Source organism: Paraburkholderia sp. RL18-085-BIA-A (genome assembly GCF_046027075.1).
In the GTDB taxonomy this organism is placed as follows: Bacteria; Pseudomonadota; Gammaproteobacteria; order Burkholderiales; family Burkholderiaceae; genus Paraburkholderia.
Window position 1 is genome coordinate 1 of sequence record NZ_JARESU010000017.1, and the last position, 17365, is coordinate 17365.

Annotated in this window: 17 protein-coding genes and 1 pseudogene; 11 read left to right on the forward strand and 7 right to left on the reverse strand. The window is 63.9% G+C overall.

All coding sequences use genetic code 11. The features are described 5' to 3' along the window. Nucleotides 1–98: 98 nt before the first annotated feature. Nucleotides 99–971 (forward strand): annotated as a pseudogene (locus P0D89_RS14365) (AAA family ATPase); the annotation flags it as partial. Between the two features lie 37 nt (nucleotides 972–1008). Further along, complete coding sequence (locus P0D89_RS14370; protein WP_408376785.1) at nucleotides 1009–2763, forward strand: cobaltochelatase CobT-related protein; 1755 nt, start codon at nucleotides 1009–1011, stop codon at nucleotides 2761–2763. Nucleotides 2764–2817: 54 nt separating this feature from the next. Here P0D89_RS14370 and P0D89_RS14375 read toward each other — a convergent pair whose 3' ends face one another. Next, the gene (locus P0D89_RS14375) at nucleotides 2818–3651 is read right to left on the reverse strand and encodes a class II glutamine amidotransferase (RefSeq protein WP_408357797.1); all 834 of its coding nucleotides are present in this window, start codon (nucleotides 3649–3651) and stop codon (nucleotides 2818–2820) included. Nucleotides 3652–3710: 59 nt separating this feature from the next. Next, complete coding sequence (locus P0D89_RS14380) at nucleotides 3711–4388, reverse strand: MarC family protein (RefSeq protein WP_408357796.1); 678 nt, start codon at nucleotides 4386–4388, stop codon at nucleotides 3711–3713. A 387-nt stretch (nucleotides 4389–4775) separates the two neighbouring features. On the opposite strand from P0D89_RS14380, the gene P0D89_RS14385 reads away from it, so the two are divergent. From P0D89_RS14385 to P0D89_RS14395, 3 genes are all read left to right on the forward strand, one after another. Beyond that, a complete protein-coding gene (locus P0D89_RS14385) occupies nucleotides 4776–4991 on the forward strand; it encodes a DUF3311 domain-containing protein (protein ID WP_408357795.1) in 216 nt (71 codons plus the stop codon). Then, nucleotides 4988–6460, forward strand: coding sequence for a sodium:solute symporter family protein (locus P0D89_RS14390; protein WP_408376786.1), 1473 nt, complete (start codon nucleotides 4988–4990; stop codon nucleotides 6458–6460). Before P0D89_RS14385 ends, P0D89_RS14390 begins: the two co-directional genes overlap by 4 nt. Nucleotides 6461–6961: 501 nt before the next feature. After that, nucleotides 6962–7609, forward strand: a complete 648-nt coding sequence (locus tag P0D89_RS14395; protein ID WP_408376787.1) for a glutathione S-transferase family protein — start codon at nucleotides 6962–6964, stop codon at nucleotides 7607–7609. An 87-nt stretch (nucleotides 7610–7696) separates the two neighbouring features. Here the strand turns inward: P0D89_RS14395 and P0D89_RS14400 are convergent, their stop codons facing one another. After that, entirely contained in the window at nucleotides 7697–8566 is an 870-nt protein-coding gene (locus P0D89_RS14400; protein ID WP_408376788.1) for a phytochelatin synthase family protein, read from the reverse strand. Nucleotides 8567–8970: 404 nt separating this feature from the next. Here P0D89_RS14400 and P0D89_RS14405 point away from each other — a divergent pair, with 404 nt between their 5' ends. Beyond that, nucleotides 8971–9177, forward strand: coding sequence for a DUF1289 domain-containing protein (locus P0D89_RS14405; protein WP_408357791.1), 207 nt, complete (start codon nucleotides 8971–8973; stop codon nucleotides 9175–9177). Nucleotides 9178–9180: 3 nt separating this feature from the next. Here the strand turns inward: P0D89_RS14405 and P0D89_RS14410 are convergent, their stop codons facing one another. Together P0D89_RS14410 and P0D89_RS14415 are read right to left on the reverse strand one after the other, a co-directional pair. Continuing rightward, nucleotides 9181–10344: a GGDEF domain-containing protein gene (locus P0D89_RS14410; RefSeq protein WP_408376789.1), complete on the reverse strand. Its 1164-nt coding sequence runs from the start codon at nucleotides 10342–10344 to the stop codon at nucleotides 9181–9183. Beyond that, entirely contained in the window at nucleotides 10301–11191 is an 891-nt protein-coding gene (locus P0D89_RS14415; RefSeq protein ID WP_408376790.1) for a hypothetical protein, read from the reverse strand. The genes P0D89_RS14410 and P0D89_RS14415 overlap by 44 nt, the downstream gene beginning before the upstream one ends. Nucleotides 11192–11709: 518 nt before the next feature. Here P0D89_RS14415 and P0D89_RS14420 point away from each other — a divergent pair. Further along, nucleotides 11710–12777 carry an aromatic acid exporter family protein gene (locus tag P0D89_RS14420; protein ID WP_408376791.1) on the forward strand — a complete coding sequence of 356 codons (1068 nt, stop codon included), beginning with the start codon at nucleotides 11710–11712 and terminating at the stop codon, nucleotides 12775–12777. A gap of 39 nt (nucleotides 12778–12816) precedes the next feature. Here P0D89_RS14420 and P0D89_RS14425 read toward each other — a convergent pair whose 3' ends face one another. Further along, entirely contained in the window at nucleotides 12817–13161 is a 345-nt protein-coding gene (locus tag P0D89_RS14425) for a cupredoxin domain-containing protein (RefSeq protein ID WP_408357787.1), read from the reverse strand. A gap of 42 nt (nucleotides 13162–13203) precedes the next feature. Beyond that, on the reverse strand, nucleotides 13204–14148 hold the full coding sequence (locus P0D89_RS14430) for a metallophosphoesterase family protein (protein ID WP_408376792.1): 945 nt from the start codon (nucleotides 14146–14148) through the stop codon (nucleotides 13204–13206). A 453-nt stretch (nucleotides 14149–14601) separates the two neighbouring features. Between P0D89_RS14430 and P0D89_RS14435 the strand changes: the two genes are divergently transcribed. The 4 genes from P0D89_RS14435 to P0D89_RS14450 all read left to right on the forward strand — a co-directional run bounded on the left by P0D89_RS14435 (nucleotide 14602) and on the right by P0D89_RS14450 (nucleotide 17342). Beyond that, nucleotides 14602–15156 carry a hypothetical protein gene (locus P0D89_RS14435; protein WP_408357785.1) on the forward strand — a complete coding sequence of 185 codons (555 nt, stop codon included), beginning with the start codon at nucleotides 14602–14604 and terminating at the stop codon, nucleotides 15154–15156. A gap of 521 nt (nucleotides 15157–15677) precedes the next feature. Beyond that, complete coding sequence (locus tag P0D89_RS14440) at nucleotides 15678–15959, forward strand: hypothetical protein (protein WP_408376793.1); 282 nt, start codon at nucleotides 15678–15680, stop codon at nucleotides 15957–15959. A gap of 5 nt (nucleotides 15960–15964) precedes the next feature. Further along, the gene (locus P0D89_RS14445; protein ID WP_408376794.1) at nucleotides 15965–16195 is read left to right on the forward strand and encodes a hypothetical protein; all 231 of its coding nucleotides are present in this window, start codon (nucleotides 15965–15967) and stop codon (nucleotides 16193–16195) included. A gap of 211 nt (nucleotides 16196–16406) precedes the next feature. Continuing rightward, nucleotides 16407–17342, forward strand: coding sequence for an NmrA family NAD(P)-binding protein (locus P0D89_RS14450; RefSeq protein WP_408376795.1), 936 nt, complete (start codon nucleotides 16407–16409; stop codon nucleotides 17340–17342). Nucleotides 17343–17365: the final 23 nt, after the last annotated feature.

The window sequence follows — 17365 nt, forward strand, 5'->3', positions numbered from 1 at the left end:
CCCCCGGTGCTTTTCACCAAACCCCCTCCCCCCGTTATCGGCGGGGGGGGGGGGGGGGGCCCCCCCCCCCCCGGCGCCAGCCTTATGAAGACGCTGGCGAGACCGTGCGCATCGGTCAGGTCGAGGTGCGCTGCGGCGCCGGCGGCGCGCTCGTGCCGCGCGTCAATCCCGCTTATCTGTTCGCGGCGCGCTTTAACGACATCGTCGAAGACATCGTCGAGAATCGCCGCGTGATGCTGATCGGTCACACCGGCGCGGGCAAGACCAGCCTGATCGAACAGGTCGCGGCGCGCTCGCGTCACGGCGTGTTGCGCTCGAACATGAACGGGCAGACCACCGTCGGCGATTTCGTCGGCTTCTGGACCGTCAAGGGCGGCGAGACGCTGTGGGTCGACGGCGTGCTGCCCACGGCGATGCGCGAAGGGCTCTGGCTGATCGTCGATGAAATCGATTTTGCCGAGCCGTCGATTCTCGCCGCCCTCACCGCCGTGCTCGAACCGCACGGGCGCCTCGTGCTGAAGGAGAAAGGCAACGAGATCGTCGCGCCGCATCCGTCATTCCGCCTCTTCGCAACGGCGAACGCGGTCGGCGCGATGAGTCAGTTCCGGCATCTGTACCAGGGCTCGAATCTGATGAACGAGGCGTTTCTGGATCGCTGGCGCGTCTACCTGCTCGACTATCTGACGCCCGCCGAAGAAGCCGACGTGCTGATGCGAACGCTAGCGCCGAATATGACGCGCACACTGGCCGCGACGCTCGCCGCGATTGCCGCCGACTGCCGCGCGGCGTTCGCCCGCGAGGATCTGTCGAGCGCGTTCTCGACCCGCCGGCTGCTCGACTGGGCCGAGCTGATGCTGCGCAACGGCGACCCCGAGCGCGCCGCCGGCCCGGCGATCTACGCGAAGGTGAGCCCGGAGGACGCTGCGTTGATTCGCGGCATCGTTCGGCATCACATCGCGCCGCCCGCGTGAGCGGACAGCGGCAAGGAAAGCGACCAGGAACGCGCGCATGAACGCCGCACACACAACGCACGACAAGCGCGGTTTCGCATTCGAATCGACGCTCGGCAAGGTGGCCCGCGTGCTCACCGGACAATACGGCGTGACCGTCGTGTTCAGTCCCGAGGGACCGCGCGTCGAACCCGGTCGCATCGTGATTCCCGACTACGAGATGAACGGCGGCATCGAACGCGATGTGCTGATCGGCTATCTCGACTTGCTGGTGGCGCGCGCGAAGCATGCGTCGCTCGCGCAGCTCGATGCGCTGCCCGCCGGTATCGCCGCGAATCTCGCGCAAGTGATCGAGGACCGCCGCGTATGCGCGCAACTGCTCGACGAATATCCGGGCGCGCGCTGGTTCATCGGCAAGCTGCGCGAGCACGCCGCGGAGCGCGTGCGGCAACGCTGGCCGAAGCTGCATTGGCGCGAGCGGCTGGTGTGGCTGGTCGAACGCGCGCTGTGGGACGAACCGCCCCGCCGCACCGAAGCGAGCCCGTCGCTATTGGCCGCGTTGCATGCCGCGCAGGATCTGCTGCGCGACGCGCGCGCGAGCGGTTCGACCGCGCAGAGCATCGCGGCGGCGCACGCGCTGGTGGCGCGCGTGCGGGCCTTGTCGGCGGGTGACGTGAACAGCATGGCGTTCAGCGCGGATGCGGTCGAGGACATCGACACACAGAGCGCCGCTGCGTCGTTGGCGCCCTTCGACGATGACGACAGCATGCTGCCCGATCACGACAGCGCGGCCGCGCCGAGCGCCGAGCGCAGCGGCGGCGCGCAGGCCGACGACGCACTCGGCATGGGGCAATCGCTCGCCGACTCGCAGCAGCCGTCCACCCGCTCCGAAGGCGAAGCGGGCGCGACCGCGACGCACGCCACGCGAGCCAACCTATCGATTCCGCTCGCCACCGAATTCGACGTGCTCGCCGATCTCACGGGCCAGGGCGACAGCGCGGCGTGGCGCGCGCTGCGCGCGCAAGCCCGCGCCGACACCGCGCCGCTGAAGGACAAACTCGAACGCGCGCTGAGCGCCGACGAGCGCATCCGCTGGCGCCGCGAGCAGGAGCGCGGCGAAATCGACCGCACCGCGCTGGCGAAGCTCGCAACCTCGCCCGGCTACCGCACGCCGTTTCGCACGCAACGCGCGGCCAAAGGGCGCGACGTCGCGGTGACGCTGCTGATCGACCGGAGCGGGTCGATGGCCGGGCGCAAGATCGAACTCGCGCGCCTGTGCGCGGCGGCGCTATGCGATGCGCTCACTCAGCTCTCGTTCGATTGTGAAGTGCTCGGCTATTGCTCGCTCGAATCCACGCCGATGCGGCAGCTCTACGAGCGGCAACTGGCGGCCGGCGCGGACTTGCGGCGCTACAACCGTTTCGTCGAGCGGCTCGATCTGAAGGTGTACAAACGCTTCGGCGCGACCGACCTGAGCGGGATCGCCGCGATCGACTGCGGCCACGAGAACCCCGACGGCGAAGCGCTCGCGTGGGCCGCGACGCGGCTCGCCGATCATCAGGCCGCGCGGCGCATCCTGATGGTGTTTTCCGACGGCTATCCGTCGACCGGCGACGGCGATCCGCAAGTCTTGCGCCGCGATCTGCGCGAACGCGTCGCGGCAATCGGCAAGCGCGGCATCGAACTCGTAGGGATCGGCGTGCTGACCGACGCGGTCGAGGACTTCTATCCGCGCAACGTGGTGGTCAGCCGCCTCGCCGAATTGCCGTCAACGGTGTTCTCGGTGTTGAGTTCGCTGCTGCTGACGCGCTAGCGTTCCTGTATCTCACGCCGTGCCCCGTCCGCGTGCGGCTGCAACGCCCCCTGTTCACGCCTGTTGCGGCTTGAACGGAAAGTGCTCGATCTCGCCGCCGCGCGCGACCACCGCCGAACTCTCGGGAATCTCCTGCCACCAGCCCGGCAAATCCGCGAGCGGCTCCGACAGCACCAGGAACGCGTCCTCGCCGGCCAGCATGATGCGCGGATCGTCGGGATACAGCTCGTGCAGATGACGGAACGACGTGCTGTGATACAGCGAGCGCGACTGCCCTTCGCTCGAATAGCGCACCGCGACGATCTGCTCACCGTCGGTCGCGCACACGGTCATGTTCAGCGGCTCGTCCACGCCGTGCCGCCGCCCGGTGTCCTCGACGAACGCCACCATCCGTTCGAGCGCGGTGACGGGCGCCAACTCCAGGCCGAACGTCAGCGCAAGGAAAAACAGCACTTCGGAATCGGTCGACCCTTCGATCGACGGGAACAGATCAGGGTCGATCGCCACCATCAGATCGCGGCGCACCGACGGATAGTTGCGCACCAGCCCGTTGTGCGCGAACAGCCAGCGGCCATGACGGAACGGATGGCAGTTGGTTTCCTGCGACGGCGTGTCGGTCGCCGCGCGGATGTGCGCGACGAACAGTGGCGAGTGAATCGCCCGCGCGGCCTCGCGCAGATTGCGGTCGCTCCACGCGGGCTGGATGCAGCGGTAACGATACGGAATGTCGGTCTGATGGCCGTACCAGCCGATCCCGAAGCCGTCACCATTGGTGGTGGTATGGCCGAGCCGCGAATGCAGGCTCTGGTCGATCAGTGAATGTTTGGCGTTGAACAGCACCGTTTCGAGCTGAAGCGGGTTACCGGTATAAGCGAGCCAGCGACACATGAATGCTCTCCTTGTGGATAGGGCTGACCGCTCCGGCGCGACGCGCCGCCGGGTGCGGGCTACTTGACGACGGGCTGCATCGTCGCGATCGGAATCAGGAATTCGGAGAAGCCGGTCAGCATGATCTGCACGCCGATGCACAGCAACAGAAACGAAGATACACGCATCGCCACCTTGGTCCCGTCGACACCGAGGTATCTGGCGAAAACCACCGCGCGGCTGTAGATCAGATAGACGGTGACGGCCACCGCAAACGAGATCACCACCGACGCAATGCTCGACAGCACGAACTCCGACAGCTTGTGCGTGCGGTTCGCGGTCAGCGCGATGGCGGTCGCGATCGCGCCGGGTCCGGTGGTCAATGGAATGGTAAGCGGGAAGAACGCCTTCGACATCGCGTTGTCCGCGTCGACGCGCTTGACGGCCGCCGGATCGGCCGGCTGCGTGTCGGGTGCGTTGAGCATCTGCCAGCCGCCCACCGCCACCGCGAGCCCGCCGCCGATGCGCAGCGCCTCTATCGAAATGCCGAAGAAATGCAGGATCGGCGTGCCGATAAAGAACGCCACCAGCAGCACGCAGACCACGTTGACGGCGATCTTCCTCGCGAGCGCGGTGCGCTCCTCGGTGGTCAATGCCGCGGTCCGGTCAAGGAAGACGAAAGCAATGCCGATCGGGTTGATGATGCTGATCAGCCCGGTGAAGCCAAACAGAATGTCCGAGATCAGACTGGCGACCATATGCGATCCGTATCGAACGGCGGCCCGGTTGGCGCGACTCAGTGCGCCCGCCGAAGACGCCCAACCATGTTGGTGAACCCGGAGCGCTTCGCGCGATCCGGCCAATGCTCGCACTACCTGGTGCAGACCACACTGCGTGGTGCAGATCATATCGCGGCGCGCCAGCCAATGCCGCAAATCGCCGCGCGCGGCCGGCCACCCGTCGGCGTGCCGCTGCGCGCGCGCCGCCTTGCAGCGCAGCAAGCGCGAGCCGAACGATGCACGCGCAACTTTCAGAAAGCCTACACTTTTTTGTCGCTCTTTACGTAAGCAAACTAACAGGCATACAGTCCTCAGCGAAGCCACGCTTTCTACGAGACGTACTTAACCGTTCGAGGAGTTGCCCCTATGTTGCTTCGTGCACTCGCTGCGCTGCCGTTCATCGGCATTCTGCTCGGCGTCCCGTTTGTGAATCGAGTCGAGCCGCTGGTGCTCGGCATGCCGTTCGTGCTGGCCTGGATCGTCATGTGGGTGGTGCTGAGTTCGATCATCATGGCGATCGTCTACCGTCTGGACCCATCCAATCGCAATTTCGTCGCCGATGGCGAGGAGGTCCGCTCATGAGCGCACTCGTCATCATCGCGGCCGTCACGCTGTTCGCGCTCTATCTCGGCGTGCGCGCGCGGCGCGGCCACGACATGAGCCTCGAACAGTGGAGCGTGGGCGGCCGCAGCTTCGGCACCGCCTTCGTGTTCCTGCTGATGGCCGGCGAAATCTACACGACCTTCACCTTCCTCGGCGGTAGCGGCTTCGCGTACGGCAAGGGCGCGCCGGTCTACTACATCCTCGCGTACGGCACGCTCGCGTACATCCTGTCGTACTGGATGCTGCCGCCGATCTGGCGTTACGCGAAGAAACAGCGCCTCGTCTCGCAGCCGCACTTCTTCTCGCGCAAATACGACAGCCCGGCGCTCGGCACGCTGGTCGCGCTGGTCGGCGTGGCCGCGCTGATTCCGTACCTCGTGCTGCAACTGAAGGGGCTCGGCATCATCGTCGCGACCGCGTCGTATGGGGCGATCTCGTCGACGGCGGCTGTGTGGATCGGCGCCTGCGTCGTGACGGCTTATGTGATCGTCTCGGGCGTGCGCGGCTCCGCGTGGAATTCGGTGGTGAAAGACCTGCTGATCCTCGCGATCGTGCTGTTCCTCGGCATCTATCTGCCGCTGCACTACTACGGCGGCCTGGGCGACATGTTCCGCGCGATCGACGCCGCCCGTCCCGGCTTCCTCGCGTTCCCGGCGCGCGGTTCGAGCGTGACGTGGTTCCAGTCGACCGTGCTCTTGACGGCGCTCGGCTTTTTCATGTGGCCGCACACGTTCGGCTCGATCTTTACCGCCAAGGACGAGCGCATCTTCCGGCGCAATGCGATGGTGCTGCCGCTGTATCAGCTGATCCTGCTGTTCGTGTTCTTCGTCGGCTTTGCGGCGACGCTGCGGGTGCCGGGCCTCAAGGGCGGCGACATCGACCTTTCGCTGTTCCGCCTGTCGCTGCAGACCTTCGACCCGTGGTTCGTCGGCGTGATCGGCGCGGCCGGCATTCTGACCGCGCTGGTGCCGGGCTCCATGATCCTCACGTCCGCGTCGACGCTGCTCGCCAACGACGTGTACCGCGGCATGGTGAACCGCGGCGCGTCGGATGCGTCGGTGGCGCTGCTCGCGCGCGTGCTGGTGCCGGTGGTCGCGCTGGTGGCAGTGGGCTTCACGCTGAACGGCGGCGAGACCATCGTCGCGTTGCTGCTGATGGGCTACAGCTTCGTGACCCAGCTGTTCCCCGCGGTGATCTGCAGCCTGTTCCCGCACAACCGCGCGACCAAACAGGGCGCATTCTGCGGGATCGTGGCCGGTGTCGCGGTGGTCACGCTGACGACCACGCTGCACTGGAGCGTCGGCCAGTTGATGCCGTTCCTGCCCGATGCGTTGAAGGACGTGAACATCGGCTTCCTCGCTCTGGCGGTGAACGTGGTCGTGTTCGCCGTGGTGAGCGCGGTGACGCAGCCACAGCCGGTCGAGCAGACGCAGGCGTCGGTTCACTGAGTGTTGCATTAAGGCGTTGTTCGCGTAGTAGTACCCGCAGTGGTACCTGAAGGGGCTGTTTGCTTGATGCAACAGCCCCCTTCTCTTTCTCCGTCCTGATGTTTTGCGCGTGCTCACGATCAGACGTCGCGCCGAAACCGCCTCGATCAAAGGTCAGATCTACACATGAATGAAAAAACACACTGCGTTTGAAACGCGCCTTCGCGCCAACGACGCCCGTTGCGCAGTGCAATGCAAACGCATGCCCATTGCCCTTCAACGCTCTCCGATTCCGAGACACACCCTTTGCTGAAGCTTCGCCGATTCGAATCTCATCTCTTGGTGGCTGAAGGCACACTGCGCATCAAGTCGTCTAGCGGATCAGTTTGCGTCAGGTAAAAGGTCTCGCGGGAACGAAGTTTCCCCCGACCGCGTTCGAGCTTTTCACGAACGCCGTTAAACTACGCGTGCATCAATGGCCGATGAAGGCCGGCAAATTCAATCCACACGCGGAGCCGATGCATGTCCTATGTTCTCTACTACTCGCCGGGCGCGGCGAGCATGGCCGTTCACTGGATGTTGATCGAAATGCGCGTCCCGTTCGAAGCGCGGCTCGTCGATATCGACGCGGGCCAGCAGCACGATCCGCAATATCGGTTGCTCAATCCGAGCGGGCGCGTGCCGACGCTGGTCGTCGACGGCTCGCCGCGCCATGAATCGGCTGCGTTGCTGATGCTGCTGGCCGAGCGGCATCCGGAGGCCGCGCTCGCGCCCGCGCCCGGTTCGGCGGAGCGCGCCGCGTGGCTGGAGTCGATGATCTATCTCGCCAACACGATCCTGCCCGCGATGCGCGACTGGTTCTACGCCGACAGCGATGGCGATCCCGCCGGCGCCGAAGCGGTTCGCGCGCTCGCGCGGCGCCGGATCGAACAGGCGTGCGACCAGCTCGACGCGCGGCTCGCGGATGGCCGCGCCTATCTGGTCGGCGGCACGCTCAGCACTGCGGACCTGCTGGCGGTGATGTTGATGCGCTGGACCCGCAACATGCCGCGTCCCGCGATGGGCTGGCCGCATCTCGCGCGCTATATTCGCGGGCTGCGGGCGCTGCCGTCGTTTATCGAATTGAATGCGCGGGAAAAGCTGACGGAGTGGCTCAACGAGGATCGTTGAGGCGCCTGGCGCGGGCGCGCCATTGGAGTGTTCAACGCGAGTGACACGTAAGCGCCACCGCTCACGCCACGTGCCCGCAAACCCGCATCACTCCCCGCGCCTGCCGACGATCACCAGTCCGCGAGACAAACCGCTCACGCTGTCGACCGTCAGCGCAGCCGCGTACAGTTGCGCGACCGGCACCCACACAGCCGGATATTTGTACCTCGCGACGTCGAGCAGCAGCGCGCTGTCGCTCGCGGCGTCGTATGCAGCGAGCGGCGACCAGTGCCCGCCGCCCGTCTCGCCGATCTCCGCCCGCCTGAAGTTCAGCAACGCGAAGCGATCGTGACGAATCACGGTGTCGCGAATCAGATCGCGAAAGCGATCGGGCGTCAGATCGGCGGCGTGGAACTTCGTCACCTCGTCGGGAAACGCGCCCAGCGCCGCGCTGAGCTGATCGAGCGTCATGCCTTCCTTCGAGACTTGCGCGGCGTTCGCCACCTGTGCATCGATGCCGCGAAAGAAATCCTGCTGCGAGAAAAACGGATAGTCCGGATACTGGCTCGACTCGGGACGGCGAATGCCCAACGCGTTGAGCGCCATCACCGATGTCGCCACCGAGCAGTAAGCCTCGTTGCGCTGCGTTTCGAAGTATTGCGCGAGCGGCCAGTACGCCTGCCTGTAGGCGCTGGACATCAGCCGCTTCTGTCCCGCCGGCTGCGTCAACGGGATCAGATTGGCCGGGACGGGCAACGGCCCTTCGACCGCACGCGGCGCGGCTGGTGGGGAAGCTGACGGCGACGCTTGCGCGAGGCCTTGCGCGCTGACCTGAGCGGCCATTTGCGGATGGCCATCCCCCTGGCTGGCGGACGGCGGCAACGGCGCACAGGCGGCCAACGCTGCCGCGACGATAGCCACGAACCACTCGGGCCGGCTCATGCGAGCGACGGCGCGCATATACGAATCTCTGGACATTGCCCCTTCCGCTGCGGATGAATCGGAGTCACCACGCCCACCGACGTACGCTGTGCCACGCCAGCGGGCTCCGGTTTTTTAACACGAAATAGAATTGCGCGTGCGTGACGGCGTTGATGCATATGCGGCATGCGTGGCGCATGCTTGCGGATCGGATATACTCGCCCCTGCGCGGGCAGCTACGAGGTGGTTTGCACGCGTCGCGAGAAGCGAACGCTGTTCAACGGCATGGGGCGCATTGCGAACCACCTGGTCGACGCAAGCAACGGCGACGAACGCGACGGCAGCTCGACTGCTACAGCGAGTCCAACGCACGCATCGTTTCAACGCGCGTCGCTGAACCGGTTCGCCGGTTTTCGCACGCTGCCGTCGAAATTCATTCCACCGCAATTCATGATCCGGACATGGCAATACAATCACCGTGCGTCGACGTTTGCAGAATCGACGGCCAATCGGGTTTCTGCGTCGGCTGCCTCCGTACCCGCGAAGAAATCCGCGAATGGAAAGGCATGACCGATCACCGGCGTCACGAGATCATCAGCGACCGCGCGCGCCGCGCGGCGAAACTGCCAGCCACCACCACACCCGCGCCGCAAACATCCGCTCCCTGAACGTCATGAACTCGCCGGACGGGTCGCCGGCGCGACGAACGCATAGCCATTCTTGCCGCTGCGTTTGACCTGATACATCGCCTCGTCGGCGGCGGCGACGAGGCGGCGGTAGTCGTCGACGGGCTCGGGAAAGCACGCAATGCCAATGCTGGCGCGCACGAGGCCGAGTCCCATCCGCTCGTCGATGTGCACCACGCACGCAATCAGCCGCCGCGCGATGTCGACAAGCTGCGCGCGGGTCGAATACGCGCTGACCAGCACCGCGAACTCGTCGCCGCCGATGCGCGCGACGAGTTCGGCCTCGCGCATCGATTCGCGAAAACAGATGGAGACCGCGATCAGGAATTCGTCGCCCGCATGATGGCCGAGCGAATCGTTGACCTGCTTGAAGCCGTCCAGATCGACATACAGCACCGCGATGCTGCGAGCCGGCGTAGCGGCGCGCGCGCTGGCCGCGGCCTCTTCGAGCGCGGCAAGCAGTTTGCGCCGGTTCGGCAAGCCGGTCAGCCAATCGTGCAGCGATGCATGCTCGAACTCGTGCGACTGACCCGCGAGTAGTCGATTGCGTTTGGCGTACATGGCCAGTGCCGTGATCAGCATGCAGAACAGCAGCGCCGCCAACGCGATCAACGTGCGCGCGACATGTGTGATCCGCACGCGCACGTCGGCGCCGTCGGCGTCGCGTTGCGCGCGCCAGTACGCGGAGACTTCGGCGAGCATCGCGTCGGTATCGGCGAGGCTCGCGTCCGGGGTCAGCATAGCGGGCGCAAAGTGCGGCGCCTGGGCCGGGCTCGCGTTCACCAGCGCGGCGAGCGACGCGAGACGCTGGGTGAACTCAGCGCGAGCGCGCTGGTAGTCCTGCGCCTGGGTCGCGCCGCCTTTGGGCATGTGTTGCCAGACGCCGAGCTGTTCACGCGCGCTCTCGGCGCGCGCGGCCGCGTCGAGAACGAGGCTCGCGTATTCCTGTTTCAACTGATCCGAAAAGACGGTCCTGATCTGGATCGCCAGGTACAGCAGGCCGAGCAGCAGACACAGCATCGACGCCACGGCGACAGTCGCCGGACCGGGCGTGAAGCGCATCGCCGGGACGGGTCCGCGCGCCACGTGCCGGGTCCGCCGCGGCTCAGGGGTGGGAGTACACGTCTTGTTGCTGGCGCCCGGTGTCATGTTGCCGATAGCTCACGCGTCGAAAGAACAGCCCCATCCGCGCGAACAGACTGCTCGTGTGCTTCGTCGCGTTCGGCGCCGAACCATTGCGCTCCTGTTGCGCGATCCGTGAGTCCTTGGCGGGCCGGCTTGCGGTGGACGGCTGCGCGGCGGGATCAGCGTTCGTTGCGCGACGGTTGTGGCGGCGAGGCGAAGGTGCGGGTGTCGGCGGGGTGGCTGGGGCCGGGTGGATGTTGTCGGCGAAGGTGGTGTCGGGAAGTGCGTTGCCAGCAGGCGTGGCGTCGGCGAGCGTCGGCGCTATTGTTGCCGTTGTTACCGTTGTTGCCGTTGTCGCAGGGGCTCGCGCCACCTGGCCCGACCAGACCGCGTGCTTGCCGCCCTCTTCGCCAGCCTGCGCCGCTGCGGTTTTTTCGGTTGACGCTGCATTCATCAATGCGTTCGCCGTGGCTGCGCCGTCCGGCGTCATCGTAGCGGGCGCGCCTGTCATTGCTGCTGCTGTGGCTCTCGCGGGTGCATCCGCGACCGGGACTGCTGGCGCCGGCGCCGCCATCACGGCTTGCGGCGGCGGTTGCCGCCCCGACACGCTAGCCGCCGCCGGCCCTCGAATGCCGAGCGCCTGCCGCGCCGTCGCGATGGCCTCGGCATACGCCTGCTGGTCGTGATTGAACCAGACGCTGTAAGCCACCGTCCCCAGCACACCAAACGCCAGCGCACCGGCCGCGGCCGTGCAAAGCGCGAGACGGCCGAAGCGTGCCGGCGACGCATTCGCTCCATACGGGTCGCGGTCTTCGAAACCCGCATCCCGGCCGTCTGCTTCCGGGTAAGGCAAGTCAGTATCGTTAGCCATCGCAATAGCTCCGAAGTACGTCCCACATCTGTTTTCCTGGCCCAACTCAAGACCAAACCCAGACCCACACCAAACTTCGATCACACGACATCGCCAGGTCGATGCAAGCGCCGCTGGACGAATGTAACTCGCTCCTCAGCCGACGACAACACGAGCGCGCCGCGCTTTAAACGCCGCCCCGCAACACAGCCTTTCTGCCGGAGACCGGTAAAAGATTCAACTGCGGCCTACGGCCTCACGCTGCGAACCGTGCCACGGGCTTCGACTACCACCGCCACGCGGTCCGCAGGACAGGCGGCCGCTGTCGCCGTGCAACACGCAACAACCAAGCCCGGCCGCTCGCCTGCTCGCTCGGCCTCTCGCGCCCTTTTGCGGCCACCATTTAAAACGCGGCCCGCGCGACGTGCAGTGCGCCACAGCTGCTACTGTTCAGATTCCCGAAAGAGCGCCCGCGCAGTGGTAATGTCTCGTCCGCCTGCCCACGCGCCAGGCTTAACGTCATCGGTCAGCGAAAAACCATGCCCAACGTTTACACCCATCTGCCGCTCACGCCATTTCGCCGCGCCCTCGCGCGCTTTTCGTTATCCGAAACGGCGAAATACACCAAGCTCACGCTGGGCCTGTGGATCGGTTTCGCCATCCCTTCGCTGCTCGGCTACCCCGACGCCGCAGTGTCCCTCGCCGGTTCGGCCATGCTGACGCTGGCGCTTGGAAGCTCGATTTCGGCGGCTAGAAGCTACTTCTATAAGCGCGTGCTGTCCAACGTCGTCGCGATGCCGCTGGGCACGCTCCTGATCTGGCTGACCGCGCCGCATCTGTGGCTCGGCGCGATGCTGCTGCCGGTGGTGATCTTCGGCATCGTCGGCCTCAGGCCGTCGCTGTTCCAGATGACCAGCGTCACGGTGCCGATGACACTCGTCCTCTACACCGGCGAGCACATCCCGCTGCTCGAACAGCGGCTGATCGGTGTGGTGCTGGGCATGCTGCTCGGCTTCATCATCCAGCAGATGGCGTTTCCGCCCGATCACGGCTACTGGGCGAACACGCTCGTCAACGACGGCAACGAGCAGTCGACCGGGACGCTCGCGCAACTGGCCGCCGGCAAGCTCGACCGCGCGCAGATCAAACCGGCCACTGCAAAACTGCGCGCGCTGAGCACCAATCTCAAACAGGCGCACCTGCTGTTGAAAACGGATATCGAGCAGGCGTGGGTCTCGCCTCATCTGAAGCGCAACCGGGCCCGCACGCCGCTCTTCGCGTGCTATCAGGAGACCTTCGATTCGCTCGTCAACTTCCTGGAGACAATGGATACGTTCCACGATCAGTTCGCCGCACTCGACGCATCGTGGCGCGAAGCCTTCCTCGCGCGGCTCGGCACGCTGGTGGCGGCGCACCGCCGGCTGGCCGAGGCGGCCGACCTGCGGGTCGAGCGCCCGCCGTCACCGGCGCCGCCGCTGCACATGGAAGAGTTGCGCCACCTGATCGAAGATCTGCCCGCGTCCAACGTATTCACGAGTGTGTACCTCGGCCACCTGACCGGCTACGGCATTCTGCTTTGCCGCCTCAGCGAACTGCATACCGCGTGAGCGTCGGCTCGAGTCCGTGTGCGTGGCGCCGCGCGCCGCTCACTGCACGGTGATCTTCTCCTTCATGTTCGGGTGAATGCCGCAAAACACATTGTAGACGCCGGGCTTGTCGAATTTGTACTGATAGGAATCGTTCTGGTCGAGCGCTGCGGAACGGAACATGCCGGCGTCGTTGACGACCGTGTGCGGCTCACCGTCCAGATTCTTCCAGGTCACGGTCGAACCCGCCTTGATCGTGAGCGCCATTGGCGAAAACATGAAGTTCTTGATGACGACCGCGTTGGGCGTTTCCGCGCGTGCCACGCAAATCGCAGCCGACGCGGCGATCACCGCAGAGCCGCTGAGAAAAACAAACAGCGCGCGACCAATCCGGATAGTTGGCATGACTGATCTCCTGAACGTGAAATGCGTGAAATGAAGCTGATATCAAGCCAGCGTCTTGTCGGCCAGCGTGGCCTTCAACGGATGGCGCGCGATGCTGACACTGGTGACGCCGAGCATTCTGGGTAGCTGGTCGCTTGCCACTTTCAGCGGGCCGGGGCCTTCGCCGTTGCCCGCTGTCGGCTGCGGATACGCGGTCGACCGCGCGGTGTGGAACGTGATATTGCCCTCCACTTTCGACACGATCTGGTGGATGTGGCCGTTGAGCACCGTCACCGAACCGAAGCGCTTCAGGTAACTGATCGCCTGGCCCGCATCGCCGGTGCCCCAGCCCCACGGTTCGTAGATCGTCCACATCGGCATGTGGGCGAAGACCACGATCGGCGTGCTCGACGAGCGTCCCTTGAGATCGTTTTCGAGCCACTCGAGTTGATCGTCGCCGAGGCCACCCAGGCCGTTCGGCTTGAAATGCATCACGTTGACGAGGCCGACGAAGTGCACGCCCTGATGGTCGAAGCTGTAATAGCCCTTGTTGTCCGACGCCTGGCCGAAGCGGCTGAAGTACTCGGTGCCGGGGCCATCCGTCACGTCATGCTCGCCGGGCACGGTATGCAGCTCGGTGATCTTCAGACCCGACATCAACTGCGCGGCGAGATCAAACTCCGCGGGCTTCGACAGATGCGTGATATCGCCGGTATGGATGGTCAGCGCGGGCTTGACCGGCATCGCGTTGACGAAGTCGATCGTCTGTTTAAGCGTACCCGCCACGTCCGGGTTGGCTTCCTTGCTGAAGCCGATATGCGTGTCGCTGATCTGCAGGAAGAGCGGCACGCCCACGGTTGCCGCGGATGTTTTCGCGTCGGCGGCAAGCGCCAGTTCCACCGGCGTGAGCACGCCGCCCGACAGTACGAACACGGTGCCCAGACCGCCGAACGCAAGGCATTTCAGCGCGCCGCGACGCGCCGGATCGAATGAATGATGTGACGACATGGTGACCTCACGATAGGGATTCGCACGCACACCGGAGATCGTCCGGCGGCGTTTGCGACTCGGTTCATGAGGCATGACTGCGGGTGTGCGGGTTTTATTCCCGGGTTGTGCGGGTATGGTTTTGAGTGGCGGACTGGCTAGCGGTTGCGGGTGTTGCAGCGCGATACGACAAGCAGGTGACCGCTGCCAGGCATTGCTGGCGTGTTGAGTCGCGTGGTAATCCAGGTCGTCAGGACGAGGCCGGCAGATCGAAACCCCGGCCCTCGTCGGCATATCAACAACACGTCGAATTGAGAGCGAGCGATCGGTTTAAAGCAGCGCACCTGGAATAAATTCACGCATCGAGCGTTCCGTTAACATCGAGGCTCTGGGAGGTAGCGTCTCGTTTTTGACGGAGCGCTCAATCCTCGCCTGATGTTCATATTCATTTCGCTGGGTGACAAGATGCCGAATGTGAAGAAGCTCTACACGATAGAAGAAGCCATGGGAGCGATTGACCGTAGCAACGGTCACGAACTGGCAAATGGGCCAGGCTCACCCCGCCCTCGTGCACTAGAACCTGACGGTCGAATCGCTTACAACGATACCGGAAAAAAACAAGGGCATGAATACATGCACCGGGGGCACATCGAGCAACGAAATCATAGTGGCGATCACCCGGCAGGCTTCGTTACGCTTAACCCGCGCCAAACGAATATGTTGAAAAAGAGTCGTACCGAGAATCGGTATACGTCAGCCCGGCTCACTCGATATCTGCTGAACAGCACACAAGGACAACAAGCGCTCGACGACCTGGACAATAACGTTGGCGACCCGCAGAAATGGATCAAAAACATTCCGGTAACAGACGGCACAATTTACGGGTTCGAGCAAAACGGCGACGTGCCTAAACAGGTTACGAGCGCTGCGATCAATATTCGCAAAATCGGCGGCGAGTTATTTGTCGCCTCCGTCTATCCAACGGGATTTTCCGGCGAACGGGATTACGAGTTGGATACCTTCTTCTGATCTCGACTGAAGACAACCGCTGCCCCGGATTGCTTGGCACCGCTGCGTTACCGACCTGCTCAGTGGTTGGCACGTTGACGGACTAGCGTTCGACAAAGCCCGTGATGCGATTTTTACCGGCGACGCGCGAGTGACAGTTGATTAAGCGCAGGTAACGCTCGAACGTCCGCATGAGTTCTACGCGATCCTCCCAGACGGTGGGGCTGTAGGACACAAAAGCGGGGCTGAGTTCTGCTATCGCGTGAGTCACGCCGTGATTCGAGAGAATCAGCCTTCGGAATGACGCTTGGACTCGCGGGATGGGTGAACATGTTCACCTCCTCCTATGCTTAAGCTCGGCTTCGCTGCCTGCATCGCGACACATTCCGCTTTGTATCAGAGCGTATCTACTGCGCGTGTGGATACGCGCGCATACAAAAACCCTGTTTTTCGACACCTGCGGGATACATCCGTGCGCTCAAATACGTCCATCGCGAGCTCACGCCCGCGCTGCAAAAACTGAGCTTATCGAGGTACTGCATATGCAACACGAACCGGGCAGGACTGTCGACCTGAACCGTACAGCGGGTAACGCGGTGACCAGGAAGATCGCGCGCACCTGTCTGCTCACGCGAACCCGGAAAATCTCAAGAGTCTTGAGTCATGAGGCAACCGTCGAAAAGGTCGCGCAGAAAATGCATGAGCTTGGTCGACGTGGCGTGCAGTTCGCCACCTTTCCCGAGACCGTCACGCCTACTATCCGTACTTTTCCGCAGTCCAGACGGGCATCGATCGAGCAGCCTGAGATGCTCGGTGCCGGATAGAAGTGATGATGGCCGAACCGCTCCGCTCGGGCGAAGGCGCAGTCATCGTAGATCTCGACTTCACGCTAATCGACCGACGTAAGATGTTGATGGACTCGGCCGGCCACTATAACCGCCCCGAACTGCTCAGTCTCACGATCGACCGTTCCCCGACCGCGCACGCTCACGAACGCGCAGCGCACCCGGTGTCGGGCAGTGAGCCTCGCCCGGAGGATCTGCCTACCTCGGCTGCGTGAAGCTGGTCAACCTGAGTACAGTAGACGTTGAAAACAGTGCCCATTTCATTCAGGAGCATCCTGATCTGATCGCTATCGCTATATCAATGACCGATTTCCTGCAAAGCGATCATCAGTGAGCATGGCTCGCAAAGCCTGAGACATATCGCCATTTCCGGCACCCACGCGTATGTATGTGCATACACACTTATCATCTGGAAGGATGAATGACATGAAGATCAAATCTGAACACGACCGCCCTATTCTCATAACCGGAGCGGCAGGCGCAATCGGTGGCATCGGCCGCACGCTGACGGCCATGTTGCTGGAGAAAGGACATAGAGTGCGCGCACTGGTTCGCAGGCAAGATGAGCGCGCTGACGATCTGCGCCGGCTCGGCGCCGAGGTTGTGCAGGGCGACCTGACGGACCTCGCTTCGATGCATCGGGCAATCGAAGGCTGCTCGCGCATTTACTTTGGCATGTCTATATCCGCGGCTTATCTCGAGGCCACGGTCAACCTCGCCGCGGTTGCGCGACACCATGGCGTCGAAGCCATCGTGAACATGTCGCAGATGACAGTCACGCAGATGAGCATCACCGAGACTACCGGCAGCCCGCAGCACAAGCAGCATTGGTTAGCGGAACAGGCATTGGAATGGTCGGGCCTGCCCGTCATCACGATGCGGCCCACCGTTTTCCTCGAGGGCTTCTTTCTCGTCCTCGCCTCGGCTGGCGTGCGGGAAAACGACGAACTGGTATTGCCGCTTGGCAGCGGCCGGACCTCGCCCATTTCCGCTGTCGATGTGGCGCGCGCCGTATCCGTGATACTCGATGATCCGGCGCCGCACATCGGCAAGGTTTACAACCTGACGGGCTTCGAGTCGGCCGATCTCGACCACTATGCGCGGCTTTTTTCGGAAGCGCTCGGCCGCACGATCCGCTACCGCAACGTGCCCGTTTCGGCATGGGCCGACAAGCTCCGGGCGGCAGGGCTGCCGGAACATCTTGTCCGCCACCTCGCAGTGATGGCCGAACTTCATGAGCAGGGACGATACGACCGCATGACCGACGACCTGTTCAAGCTCACGGGCACCACAGCGACAGGCGTCCTTGAGTTCGTGAAGCTTCATGCTTCCGAGTTTACGCGGAGTGAAGCCACGTCCTGAGGTAACAGATTGACGAAAAAAAC

Excerpts from the sequence above, each read along its gene's own strand:
- P0D89_RS14370 (WP_408376785.1), top strand. The coding sequence starts at position 1,009 with ATGAACGCCGCACACACAACGCACGACAAGCGCGGTTTCGCATTCGAA.
- P0D89_RS14375 (WP_408357797.1), bottom strand. The coding sequence starts at position 3,651 with ATGTGTCGCTGGCTCGCTTATACCGGTAACCCGCTTCAGCTCGAAACG.
- P0D89_RS14380 (WP_408357796.1), bottom strand. The coding sequence starts at position 4,388 with ATGGTCGCCAGTCTGATCTCGGACATTCTGTTTGGCTTCACCGGGCTG.
- P0D89_RS14385 (WP_408357795.1), top strand. The coding sequence starts at position 4,776 with ATGTTGCTTCGTGCACTCGCTGCGCTGCCGTTCATCGGCATTCTGCTC.
- P0D89_RS14390 (WP_408376786.1), top strand. The coding sequence starts at position 4,988 with ATGAGCGCACTCGTCATCATCGCGGCCGTCACGCTGTTCGCGCTCTAT.
- P0D89_RS14395 (WP_408376787.1), top strand. The coding sequence starts at position 6,962 with ATGTCCTATGTTCTCTACTACTCGCCGGGCGCGGCGAGCATGGCCGTT.
- P0D89_RS14400 (WP_408376788.1), bottom strand. The coding sequence starts at position 8,566 with ATGTCCAGAGATTCGTATATGCGCGCCGTCGCTCGCATGAGCCGGCCC.
- P0D89_RS14405 (WP_408357791.1), top strand. The coding sequence starts at position 8,971 with ATGGCAATACAATCACCGTGCGTCGACGTTTGCAGAATCGACGGCCAA.
- P0D89_RS14410 (WP_408376789.1), bottom strand. The coding sequence starts at position 10,344 with ATGACACCGGGCGCCAGCAACAAGACGTGTACTCCCACCCCTGAGCCG.
- P0D89_RS14415 (WP_408376790.1), bottom strand. The coding sequence starts at position 11,191 with ATGGCTAACGATACTGACTTGCCTTACCCGGAAGCAGACGGCCGGGAT.
- P0D89_RS14420 (WP_408376791.1), top strand. The coding sequence starts at position 11,710 with ATGCCCAACGTTTACACCCATCTGCCGCTCACGCCATTTCGCCGCGCC.
- P0D89_RS14425 (WP_408357787.1), bottom strand. The coding sequence starts at position 13,161 with ATGCCAACTATCCGGATTGGTCGCGCGCTGTTTGTTTTTCTCAGCGGC.
- P0D89_RS14430 (WP_408376792.1), bottom strand. The coding sequence starts at position 14,148 with ATGTCGTCACATCATTCATTCGATCCGGCGCGTCGCGGCGCGCTGAAA.
- P0D89_RS14440 (WP_408376793.1), top strand. The coding sequence starts at position 15,678 with ATGCAACACGAACCGGGCAGGACTGTCGACCTGAACCGTACAGCGGGT.
- P0D89_RS14445 (WP_408376794.1), top strand. The coding sequence starts at position 15,965 with ATGATGGCCGAACCGCTCCGCTCGGGCGAAGGCGCAGTCATCGTAGAT.
- P0D89_RS14450 (WP_408376795.1), top strand. The coding sequence starts at position 16,407 with ATGAAGATCAAATCTGAACACGACCGCCCTATTCTCATAACCGGAGCG.